Annotated in this window: 9 protein-coding genes; 4 read left to right on the forward strand and 5 right to left on the reverse strand. The window is 46.5% G+C overall.

What is annotated here, in order from left to right; all coding sequences use genetic code 11:
• Positions 1-204: 204 nt before the first annotated feature.
• From ACFI6L_RS08225 to rarD, 3 genes are all read left to right on the forward strand, one after another.
• The gene (locus ACFI6L_RS08225; protein ID WP_049587099.1) at positions 205-717 is read left to right on the forward strand and encodes a thioesterase family protein; all 513 of its coding nucleotides are present in this window, start codon (positions 205-207) and stop codon (positions 715-717) included.
• An 86-nt stretch (positions 718-803) separates the two neighbouring features.
• Entirely contained in the window at positions 804-2,141 is a 1,338-nt protein-coding gene (locus ACFI6L_RS08230) for a magnesium transporter (protein WP_014977961.1), read from the forward strand.
• A gap of 229 nt (positions 2,142-2,370) precedes the next feature.
• On the forward strand, positions 2,371-3,285 hold the full coding sequence (gene rarD / locus ACFI6L_RS08235; protein WP_462573763.1) for an EamA family transporter: 915 nt from the start codon (positions 2,371-2,373) through the stop codon (positions 3,283-3,285).
• Positions 3,286-3,351: 66 nt separating this feature from the next.
• Here the strand turns inward: rarD and ACFI6L_RS08240 are convergent, their stop codons facing one another.
• Entirely contained in the window at positions 3,352-4,629 is a 1,278-nt protein-coding gene (locus tag ACFI6L_RS08240; protein ID WP_014977963.1) for a GGDEF domain-containing response regulator, read from the reverse strand.
• 42 nt (positions 4,630-4,671) lie between these two features.
• On the reverse strand, positions 4,672-6,843 hold the full coding sequence (uvrD, locus tag ACFI6L_RS08245; RefSeq protein ID WP_014977964.1) for a DNA helicase II: 2,172 nt from the start codon (positions 6,841-6,843) through the stop codon (positions 4,672-4,674).
• A gap of 463 nt (positions 6,844-7,306) precedes the next feature.
• Between uvrD and cysE the strand changes: the two genes are divergently transcribed.
• Positions 7,307-8,113 carry a serine O-acetyltransferase gene (cysE, locus tag ACFI6L_RS08250; RefSeq protein ID WP_014947845.1) on the forward strand — a complete coding sequence of 269 codons (807 nt, stop codon included), beginning with the start codon at positions 7,307-7,309 and terminating at the stop codon, positions 8,111-8,113.
• A gap of 97 nt (positions 8,114-8,210) precedes the next feature.
• On the opposite strand, the gene ACFI6L_RS08255 is transcribed toward cysE, so the two are convergent.
• The 3 genes from ACFI6L_RS08255 to xerC all read right to left on the reverse strand — a co-directional run bounded on the left by ACFI6L_RS08255 (position 8,211) and on the right by xerC (position 11,569).
• Positions 8,211-9,719 (reverse strand): sensor domain-containing diguanylate cyclase, encoded by a 1,509-nt coding sequence (locus tag ACFI6L_RS08255; protein WP_462573764.1) that lies wholly within the window; start codon positions 9,717-9,719, stop codon positions 8,211-8,213.
• A gap of 168 nt (positions 9,720-9,887) precedes the next feature.
• The gene (locus ACFI6L_RS08260; RefSeq protein WP_014947847.1) at positions 9,888-10,628 is read right to left on the reverse strand and encodes an HAD-IA family hydrolase; all 741 of its coding nucleotides are present in this window, start codon (positions 10,626-10,628) and stop codon (positions 9,888-9,890) included.
• A gap of 20 nt (positions 10,629-10,648) precedes the next feature.
• Complete coding sequence (xerC, locus tag ACFI6L_RS08265) at positions 10,649-11,569, reverse strand: tyrosine recombinase XerC (protein ID WP_014947848.1); 921 nt, start codon at positions 11,567-11,569, stop codon at positions 10,649-10,651.
• Between the last annotated feature and the right edge of the window lie 5 nt (positions 11,570-11,574).

Below are 11,574 nucleotides of genomic sequence, written 5' to 3' on the forward strand. Positions count from 1 at the left end.
TTTTACGCGTTTTTGGCGACGTCTTCACGGGGCAATTTAAAAAACTAGACTAAAATTCAGCGATAGTCCTGATCAGAGGGGCAGCAGCTCTTATAATTTATTTTGATTCAACATCATTGGTTGGATGAATTTCCGTCAAACTTACGTTCGGTAGTAATGTTGCTTATAAGCACATTACAAATATCAATTCATCAAGGAAAGCGAGTGGATAACAAAACGACTAATAAAGACGAAGCTAAGGGCAGCGAAACACTAAACCATGAACTAATGATTAAACATGTAATTGCGCTTTTTCGTGATACTATGCCGTTTAACCAGTTGCTGGGCTTGGAATTTGTTACTGAAGGAGAGGGGCTGGATACAAGGATCTCCCTGCACCTTGATTGGCAACCAGCGCTGACCGGCAATCCAATGCAAAAAATCCTACACGGCGGTGTAACAGCGACTATGCTAGACACCATCGGTGGTTTAGTTTCAATTGTAGAAACCATCAAACAAACCGCACGTGAACACCTTGCGGACCTTCAAGTTAGATTGCCCACCATGGGCACAGTCGATATGCGCGTTGACTACTTAAGGCCGGGAAGAGGCGAGCGCTTTGTTGCGACAGCCACGATTATACGCAAGGGCAGTAAATTAGTGGTTTGTAGAATGGAATTGCACAACGAAAAAGGCGATCATATAGCCTTTGGCACGGGTACGTATATGCTGGGATAGCAGTGTCTTAATAGGTTTGCATCATCCCACAATGCCTGTTGTGACGTTGTGTAAAGGAAGTGAGCGGTATTAACGGGAGGTGTAGCATGGCAGAGCCATTACCAGATTTAATTGAAGAGATTGTTACCGAAAGTATGGGTGACGATCCGGCGACCTTGTTAGCGACCCTTGCGGGACAAGACGAGGTATACATCGCATCACTGTTAGAATCGTTGCCCGTAGAAAAACGTTTGGCGGTATGGGAAGGCATTCCTCGCGACCGTAAGCTCGACGTATTGGTTGAGATGCGTAGCGACCCCCGTGAAATTCTTATCGACAATACGCCGCACGACGAATGGGCGTCTATTTTTGCTGATATTGACGCAGAAGATTTACTGGAACTACTCGATTCATTGCCAAAACGGCTTGTCGATATGGCCTATGAATCACTTGATTCTAAAGAGCGTAAGTACTTCAGAGAAGCGACACAATTCCCCGATAACCAAATAGGGCACTGGGTTAACCACGAGCAGTTAGTGTTACCTTCGAACGCGAAAGTGCGCGAAGGACTACGCTTATTAAGACGTGACATACCTCAGCATTGTGACAGCATTTTTTTGGTGAACCGCTCAGGTCAATTTTCCGCGCTAGTTAAAATTAGCCACCTCTTCAATGCGCAAGATCATGTGTCGCTATTCGACTTGTCGGAAGAAAGTGTGACGACCATTCAAGGGGCTGACGACACTATGAATGCGTCGCTACTTGTTCAACGTTCTGGGCTTGCGTCGCTGCCGGTAGTTGACGAAAACAACAAGCTTCTCGGCCGATTAGATGTGACCTCTGCAAGTGAGTTGGTTAACGAGTTTTACGAACGCCAAGTGATGGCTTCGGCCGGTATGGATGAGGACGAAGATTTATTCTCGCCTGTGGCCAAAAGTGCGAAAAATCGTGCCCTTTGGCTTGGCATTAACTTGCTTACCGCATTTTTAGCCTCGTGGTTTATTGGATTGTTCGAAGGCACCCTTCAACAAGTGGTTGCCCTTGCGGTACTGATGCCGGTAGTGGCAAGTATGGGAGGCATTGCAGGTAGTCAAACGCTAACCCTGATTGTACGCGGCTTGGCGTTGGGGCAGGTCACGCCTGCCAACTTACGGGCGCTGATGGTGAAAGAGCTTAAAGTAGGCGGCGTTAATGGCGTGATTTGGGCCTTGGTAATTGGCGTTGTTGCTTATTTCTGGTTTACCGATGCCATGTTAGGGTTGGTTATCTGTTTGGCTATACTGTTCAACATAGTAGCCGCCGCACTTGCAGGCGTGTTTGTACCTGTAATATTGGACAAGCTGAAAATAGACCCTGCACTGTCGGGGTCGGTCATTTTGACTACCGTAACCGACATTGTAGGCTTTGTAGCATTCTTAGGTTTGGGCACACTGTTTCTGCTGTAGCACCACTCCCGCGATAAACCTTGTCCTGTTTTTTCATGACGAACGCATCTTAGGCCCCATTGAATGAGCACATTTAGTGGGGCTTTTTCATTTTTTGTTAATTACGTTTCATTAATTATGCCGCTTGTTACACGCCCTTTGCCGCAATGGAAAGCGTTAAGGGTTGTGTATTCACCTAACCTGATAAACAATACGCGCCTTCTTCCCCCGAATTTCGTTGGAGTCAGTCTTGTCTAAGCAAGCCAGTGCCGCTCAAGTCGGCGTTATTTGTGCAATTGCCGCATATAGCATGTGGGGTGTCGCACCTGTTTATTTCAAACAGTTGATGGTATTGCCGGCTGCTGAAATCCTGATGCACAGGATAATTTGGTCTGTGGTGCTTTTGGTTGGGCTTATAGCCGCGCTAAAGCAGTGGCCCAAAGTGGGCGCCGCCTTTCGCAATAAGCGCGTTATGCAGATTTTATTCGTTGCAGGGTTGTTACTCGGGGCGAATTGGCTCTTGTTTATTTGGGCAATTAATAACGACCATATTCTTGATGCAAGCCTTGGCTATTACATCAACCCTCTTATCAACGTATTTTTAGGGCGACTTTTCTTAGGTGAAAGGTTGCGTAACTTACAGCGTGTAGCCGTTGGGCTTGCCGTTATTGGCGTGGCTATTCTTATTTTCTCTTACGGCCACGTGCCGTGGATTGCCCTGGTGCTTGCGGGAAGTTTTAGCGTATATGGCTTATTGCGCAAGCAAGTGGCTGTAGACTCGCTACCCGGCCTATTCATTGAAACCTTAATGCTCTCGCCATTCGCTATTATTTACTGGGTCTTCTTTGGCTCTGAGTACAGTAACTTATTTAATAACGACGCCACGCTAAATACCCTTATTTTAGCGGCTGGCATTGTAACTACCGCGCCACTACTTTGTTTTACCGCTGCAGCAAGGCGCATTATGTATTCAACGCTGGGCTTTTTTCAGTACATTGGCCCTACGCTTATGTTCATTCTGGCGGTTTACCTTTACGGCGAACCGCTTGAAGAGTCGCGCTTGGTAACCTTCGGCTTTGTGTGGTTTGCGCTTATCTTGTTTAGTGCCGACTCGCTAGTTAATTACCGCAGTCAGCGTAAAGCGCGAAAGCTAGCGGTGGAGTAGGTGCTTTTGCGCACAAGTCTTTAATGAAACGTCGGACAGCTTAGCGGCGGTTGATTGAGTGAAAAGCTAAAGCAGTGAAGCTTGCTCTTGCTGAGGAACATCTGGTGGTTCGCACTTCACTTGGTTACGCCCACTATTTTTGGCGGCATAAAGCTGCTTGTCGGCAAGGCTTAGTAGCTTATCTACGCGCTGAGTGTGGGCGCCACTTACCCCAATACTGCAGGTCACTTTAATGTCGCTTTTAGGCAGCTGAATAATTTCCGCTTCCACCACTTTTCTGAAGTCGTCTAAACGCTCACAGGCTTCTTTTAGTGGTGTTGACGGCATGTATATACAAAACTCTTCGCCACCAAAGCGGGAAATAATTTCGTCTGGAAAATAAAACTCAATAAGGGCCGCCATGGCTTTTAGCACAATGTCACCTGCGTCATGGCCATGGGTATCGTTTATCGATTTGAAAAAGTCTAGGTCAATAAGGGCGAGAGCGTGATCCTCAGACAGGTTTTGGTGTTGTACAGTAACCATGTAGAAGAAGTGGCGCCTGTTAGGCAAACCTGTTAAATAGTCGGTGTTGGCCACACGACGAATTTCTTCAACGCTCTCAATATATTCCACGTTCTGCATCACGCGACACAAGAACTCTTCATGACAGTAGGGCACTCGCAAGAAGTCATTTGCACCACTTTTAATAAAGTGCGCAGACATTAACATGCCTTTGCCTCCAGCAACGCCCATAATTGCCAGCTGTTCTTTCGAAAAGGCTTTTCTTAAACTGGCGACAAAGTGCGTGCCTGTCATATCAGGCAACGTGTTGTCAGTGATAACAAGACGTACGTTTTTGTGTTCAGACAAGCATTGCATAGCGTCTGTAGCCGTTAGGCATTCAAACGCAATAAAATTGTGGCGCTGAAGTAATGAAACGGTTTTTGAGCGCAACACCCGATTAGTGCTTACGACGACGACGCCAGTAGACTTGTTTTTTTCTAATCTGCTAATAAGACGATTGAGGTAGTCGTAGTTCTGCGAATTTTCTTTGGGAATGTAATCGACAACGTCACGTTCTAGGACTTTATCGCGAATAGCGCTATCTAAACTTTCTGTTGTAGCAATGGTGGGAATGAAAGACTCAACCGTAAAGTCGATGGCTTCGCCTTTTGGTGCATCGGGAAGCGAGTATGCAACAATAGCACACAGAAAGGTTTCCGGCATATTTTGCGAAAACCGTGCTTTGCCTTCTGTCAGCGACGTTGCGCCAACGGGGGTAAGACCTGCCCGGCGTACTAATTTCGCTATAAGTTCAAGGTTGCCTTCACCATTTTCGATGATCAGCACGTGTTGCTGCATACATTTCAACTTAGGTTTAGGCTACCTTGCCTATTAATAATGTTACGCTTTCTCCAGCTTTGCGTAAGCAAGTACCAGCCATTTGCTGCCAAATTCGTCGAAGTTTACTTGAACTCGACCGTGCTCACCACTCCCTTCGTAGTTAAGTACGATCCCTTCGCCAAATTTACGGTGTACAACTCGCTCACCTAAACTAAAGCCCGTTTCTTCAAAACTGGCGTGCGACGTCGCTTGGCTAAAGCGGTTGTGCACGGGCCGCGAAATCGTCGATTTCAGCCTAACCTCTTCAACGCAGTCTGCTGGCATTTCGCGAATAAATCGAGAAGCAGTATGATACTTATCTTGGCCATAGAGTCGACGACTTTCTGCATAAGTAATATACAACTTTTGCATTGCTCTGGTCATACCAACATAGCAAAGTCTGCGTTCCTCTTCCATTCGACCTGGCTCGTCGTTGGTCATTTGGCTAGGGAACATGCCTTCTTCTACACCTGCTAAGAATACCAGCGGAAATTCAAGGCCTTTGGCGGTGTGTATGGTCATCATCTGGACGGCGTCCTGGTCTTTATCCGCCTGGGTTTCACCCGCTTCCAGCGACGCATGAGCTAGAAAGGCTGCCAGAGGCGACATTTCTTCGGCTTCTTCAGGCACGATAAAGGTCTTACATGCAGTAACCAATTCTTCTAAGTTTTCTAGACGTGCTTGAGCTTTTTCTCCGCGCTCTGCTTGGTACATAGCGTACAGACCAGATTGGCGAATAGCTTTATCGGCTTGTTGGTCAAGGGGCTCATCTAACGTGGATTGCTCTAGCTCAGTAATTAGCAACACAAAGCTTTGCATAGCGTTTAGCGCGCGGCCTTTGAAGCCACCTTCATTAATGAGCAACTGACACGCCTGCCACATTGAACAGTTGTGCATTCGCGCGGTGTCGCGCACTTGCGATAAGGTTTTCTCACCAATACCGCGACTTGGGGTGTTTACTACACGCTCGAAAGCTGCATCGTCGTGCGGGTGGCTTACCATGCGCATATAGCCAAGGGCGTCTTTAATTTCTTGGCGTTCGAAGAAGCGCAGACCGCCGTATATGCGATACGCCAGCCCTTCGTGTAGCAAGGCTTCTTCCAGTACTCGAGACTGGGCGTTGTTTCGATAAAGAATGGCGGTATCAGTAAGGGCGTTGCCTTGATTCAGCCAATCTTTGATTTTCGAAACAATAAAGCGCGCTTCATCTAGCTCGTTGAAACCCGCATATACAGAAATCAGCTCGCCTTGCGCGTCTTCCGTCCAAAGCTCTTTCCCTAAACGGCCCGTATTGTTGTCGATAACCGTGTTCGCCGCTTTAAGAATGTTTCCTGTAGAGCGGTAATTCTGCTCAAGGCGAATAGTAGTAGGCTCGTTGAAGTCTTTCAGGAAGTGCTGAATATTATCTACGTTCGCGCCGCGCCAGCCGTAAATAGACTGATCGTCGTCGCCAACAATCATAATGTTATTATTACCACCACTACACAGCATACGAAGCCATGCATATTGGATATTGTTGGTATCTTGGAATTCGTCTACCAACACTGCACGGAAACGACGTTGATAGTGGGCTAATACTTCTGGGTTTTTAGCCCATAATTCATGTGCGCGTAGCAACAGTTCAGCAAAATCTACCAAGCCTGAACGGTCGCAAGCGTCTTGATATGCCGCATAGACTTCGCGCATGGTCTTTTGAATATGATCGCCGTGGGTTTCAATGTGCTGAGGGCGCAAGCCTTCGTCTTTGTTGCCATTTATGTACCACTGAATTTGACGAGGTGCCCAATGCTTTTCGTCCAAGTTCATGGCCTTCAGAATGCGGCGAATAAGTCGATACTGATCATCCGAATCAATTATCTGAAAATTCTCAGGCAAGTTGGCTTCTGCATGATGCGCGCGTAACAGGCGGTGTGCAAGCCCGTGGAAGGTACCAATCCACATATTGTGCAGGCTGCGACCCATCAACGACTCTATTCGGCCGCGCATTTCTTTGGCTGCTTTATTGGTAAAGGTCACTGCCAAAATAGAAAAAGGGGCGATGTTTTCGACTTCCATTAACCACGCAATGCGATGCACTAATACGCGGGTTTTACCACTGCCCGCGCCAGCCAAAACTAGGGCGTTAGATAGTGGGGCTGCTACTGCTTCACGCTGTTTGTCGTTTAGCTCGTCTAGCAGTCGAGATACATCCATAGTGTGGTACCTGTTAGTTGATAGTGTTATACATTCAGCAGCGCGCTATTATGCCACCTGCCTGTTAATTTATACAGTCCAGTTTTTCCCAGTGAAGATAAACTTCAACGGCATTATACGTTCTTGTGCAATCATGATTTTTAGTATTATTTAATGAAAGATACGAGCGCTCTGGACGTTCTATTAAATTAATGGAAGCACTCAGTTAGACGCAGCGAGAGAGCAGAGTGCTTTAACGATGTATACATGTACGATACGGTTATTAGCTATAACGAATTAATTCGATAAATTGATCGAATTATGCGCTTGGTCGGTATCACATCGGTATTGCATCACATCAAACTCAGGTAAACTTTTATGCGTTTCTTTTTGTCAGCATAGATATGCACAGCAAGGAACAAGTTTAGATTGCTTACCCAATTTTCTGATAGAACACAGCATTTTTATATAACGGGACATGCTCATGACCGCACTTACTACGCCCATCGATTTTTGGTCTACGCTGAAACAAGAAGCGCAAGTTGTTGCTGAAAAAGAGCCTTTGCTGTCTAGCTATGTGCATGCCAGTGTTCTTGCACATCACAACTTTGAATCGTCGCTAAGCTTTATTCTGTCGAACAAAATGGCAGACGACGTTATGCCTGCGCTCGCCATTCGTGAAGTTTTCGATGAAGCTTACTTACTTGAGCCAGGCATCAGCGAAGCGGCTATTGCTGACATTCTAGCGATTAAGGCGCGGGATGCGGCGGTCAACGATTACCTTACTCCCTTACTTCACTTTAAAGGTTTTCATGCTGTGCAAGTACACCGCATGGCGCATTACCTTTGGGTTCATGGGCGTCATCAGCTTGCTTTATTCTTACAAAGCCGCAACTCGGCAAGCTTTGGTGTAGATATCCACCCTGCTGCGCGTATAGGTAAAGGCGTCATGTTTGACCATGCAACTGGCATTGTAGTGGGCGAAACTGCAGTGGTTGAAGACAACGTATCTATTTTGCAGAGCGTTACATTAGGTGGTACCGGTAACGAGTCGGGCGACCGCCACCCTAAAATTCGCCAAGGCGTGTTAATTGGCGCTGGCGCCAAGATCCTTGGAAATATTGAGATAGGTGAAGGCTCAAAAGTAGGCGCTGGTAGCGTTGTACTCAATAGTGTTCCAGCTCACGTTACTGTGGTGGGTGTTCCAGCTAAAGTGGTTGGGAGACCGGTTTGTCAAAGCCCATGTGAATCCATGCGCCAAAACGTACTAGAAGATAACTCCCACGTATAAAATTGGGGTCAGAGTACATTTCTGCTTTCGTAATAACGGGGTCAGAGTACATTTTTGTCGTCAGCGTATTTGAGCGATTAAATGTACTCTGACCCCATTATTCAAGGGTTATTGTGTTGCCGCCTTTTTCTTTTGATGCGTAGAGTGCCCGATCGGCGCGCTGAATAAGTGTCTCGAGTGTATCGCTTTGCTGCATGAGAGTGACGCCGAAGCTCGATGATAATGACACTTCTGAAATAACGATTGCGTTTATTCCTTCACGTACTTTTTCCACCAAATTAAGGGCGTTTTGCTCGCTGATATTAGGCAGAAGCAATACAAATTCGTCGCCGCCGAAACGGGCAAAAACATCAGCTTTACGCACAATATCCTTCGTCACCTGACTTAGTCGGCGCAATGCGTTGTCGCCGTCTACATGGCCTAATTCGTCGTTAATACGTTTAAACTTATCTAAATCAAACATAACGAAATAAAGCGAGCTTCCAGATTCACGGCTCTGAGCCATTTCTAGTGCGCTGCGCTGAGCCAAATACTCCCGCGTATAAGCTTGGGTTAAGGTATCCACAAAAACACGGTCTTTGAGCAAAGCATTGTCTGCTTGTAACTGAGGAATGGCTATACCAAATAAAGCGTTGGCTGCAATAACGTTGAGTGCAAACTGATACACCTTGACGTAATCCATTAAGGCGAATATATGCACCAGCAAAACAATGCATAGGCTGCTTATTGCAAGGCTTATAACATTACGCTTCGTGCTTTCAGTACACGCTATCCACATGTGGGTAATGGCGAGAAAAAAGATAGCAAATGCACTGTCACGAGACTGGGTAAGTTTTGCCAATAACATGACGAATAGTATGAGGGCCAAATTGATTGCCACTTTTTTAAAGTAGCTGTGTAAATCGGATGAAGCGCAGTTAGAAAATGCTAAGAGGTCTATTTTAGAAGCCGCACTTATTTTTACTAACAAGCCAGCAAAAAGAGGTGCAAGCACTACAACACCAGCCATATCCCCTATCCAAAAGGGCAGCATCGCTTCTTTAATATCCGCCGCTGACATCTGATTAGTGAGAACAAGTGAACCAATGACTAGTTGCGTAGCAACTAACGACGAAATACAGCCGATGATTAAGAACGAGACGATTAATTGGGGTGTGGTGACGTCGGGCTTTCTCAATAGATGGCCGAGAACACTGGCTCCTGCATAGTAAGGGAGCATATGTGCAACGCCGAATAACACGCCGCCCCACATCATTTCTACGTTACTTAACGGCAGCGAGTAGTTATGACCATTCCAGACGGTAATCGCAATGGCGGCCACCATAATAGGCACTACCGCGCGCCAACCTAAAACTAAGAAGCATGCAAGGGTGTAGCCTGCCGCAGGAAACCAAACACTGGCGTGTTCAGTGTATTCAACAATGCGTCCAATTTGCCATATGGCAATCCAAGACAAGATAATAAATACATCTTGATACAAGCCAGACAGTGGCTTAAACGGCCAAAAAGAGCGACCTGTCTCGGCATGTTCATGAACATTCGAGGTTGGCTTATCTACCTTGGACGCTTGTTGCGACCTTGACTTCGAGATAGCAGGTTTTTCCATGAGGACACAAAAACTACGACTTCAGTTTTCAGTGTATAACGAGTGAGCGTTAAAATCTATACACCCTAAGTGCGGCTCTCTAGACCTTTAATAATGCGGCTTACTCAAAGGTTCACATCCCGCAAAAGAATGAGTAGTAGAGGTCTGTATTTTCGAGATAAATAGCGCCTAGACAAATTGAATAAGCTCTTCTAATGAATCAAGTTGAACGTGTGGAAGTACTGAAACGGGTTCTAATTTCAACTGCATTGGACGATTACATGCAAACCAAGCCGACTGATAGCCTGCATTAATGGCACCGAAGACGTCTTTAATAATATTATCGCCCACATGTAAAATGTGCGACGGCGTTACCTTTATCAGTGAGGCCGCTTCATCAAACATGTTTTGAGCAGGCTTCATAGGCCGTTCCACACTGGCGTGTAAGATCGCCGTGAAGTAACGGTCTAACCCTACTTTTTGCGCGTTTACATTGCCGTTAGTAATACCAACGAGCGGTAAGTGCTGGCTAAGTTTATCGAGGGTGTGGTGAACATTGCTGGCTAATGCAAAATCGCTTCTTGCGTCATAAAAACAATTAAAGCAGCTGTCTACAGCAGCACGTAATGCAGTGTCTTCTGTAGGGACTATTGATAACTGGTTTGCTGGCGTGCCAGATAGTGCAGCGTTTAAAACAACGCGACGAAGCTGCCCCATATCAGAAGCCAACCGCGCGTCTTTGGCGATAGCCGCACGTTTAAGCTGTAGCCAATCAAGTGATGTTAGCTTAGCCGCATGTTTGTGATGTTCAGCAATATGCGCTTGAAGGGCTTGCTCTGCGCGTCGAATAATAGGTTCATTATTGTAGAGGGTGTCATCAAGGTCGAAGGTCATAGCCTCGACGTTATTGATAGACCTGAAAAACTGCATGGGGAAACCTTCTAGTAGCGTTATTTCTTGTGTGCGCGAGGGTGAGCCGCGTCATAAACCTTAGCGAGATGCTGAAAATCCAGATGGGTATAAACTTGTGTCGTTGACAAGTTAGCATGACCTAATAGCTCTTGAACCGCACGCAAATCTCCGCTGGATTCTAATACGTGGGTAGCAAAGGAATGGCGCAGTTTGTGAGGGCTTACTTTTTGTGACAGCGACTGTTCGCTTGCCATTTTATCGAGGCGATTAGCGACTTGTCGATTGGATATGCGGGTTTTGCGCTTACTCACAAAGACCGCACTTTCGTAAGGTGATGCGTAGGCAGGGCGTACCTTTAACCATGCGTTAAGTGCTTTTTGTGCGTGTCGGCCTAACGGAAGTATTCGCTGTTTACTTCCTTTACCCATGACCTTCACGGTACCGTCCTTTAGACAGTCGGCCAAATTGAGCCCAGTCAGTTCGCTTAAGCGCAGTCCACAGCCATAAAGTAGCTCAAACATAGCCACATCACGTAATTGCATACCCTCATCGTCGTCACTGCTTCGGGGGGAGGCATTAAGAAGCTGCTGCATTTCATCCACGCTTAGTTGCTTAGGCAATGGCTTCCCTTGCTTCGGAGCTTGAATACCTTCTACAGGGTTGCTGAATAGTTGCTGATGATCGATAAGATATTGGCAGAAGGTTCTAAGTGCCGATAGGCGCAATGCTATACTGCGCGGGCTGTGCCCTGACATCTTTGCATCAGCCATTACCCGCTTTATGTCGCTTGGCGTTAGTCCCGACCACTCGTAAAGCCCAAGTAACTTTGCAACTTCGGTAAGCTGGCGCTGGTAGTTTTTGATGGTGTGAAGAGATAGCCCACGCTCCACCTGTAGATGTAGCAGAAACTTATCTAGCCATTGCTGGCAAGGCTCGCTTATCAATGCGTCCGTAGACACTACAC

Source organism: Alteromonas sp. G4i35 (assembly GCF_054960375.1).

What these genes read in the sequence shown, in the direction of transcription:
- ACFI6L_RS08230 (WP_014977961.1), top strand. Translation starts at nt 804, where the DNA reads ATGGCAGAGCCATTACCAGATTTAATTGAAGAGATTGTTACCGAAAGT.
- ACFI6L_RS08240 (WP_014977963.1), bottom strand. Translation starts at nt 4,629, where the DNA reads ATGCAGCAACACGTGCTGATCATCGAAAATGGTGAAGGCAACCTTGAA.
- uvrD (WP_014977964.1), bottom strand. Translation starts at nt 6,843, where the DNA reads ATGGATGTATCTCGACTGCTAGACGAGCTAAACGACAAACAGCGTGAA.
- cysE (WP_014947845.1), top strand. Translation starts at nt 7,307, where the DNA reads ATGACCGCACTTACTACGCCCATCGATTTTTGGTCTACGCTGAAACAA.
- ACFI6L_RS08255 (WP_462573764.1), bottom strand. Translation starts at nt 9,719, where the DNA reads ATGGAAAAACCTGCTATCTCGAAGTCAAGGTCGCAACAAGCGTCCAAG.
- ACFI6L_RS08260 (WP_014947847.1), bottom strand. Translation starts at nt 10,628, where the DNA reads ATGCAGTTTTTCAGGTCTATCAATAACGTCGAGGCTATGACCTTCGAC.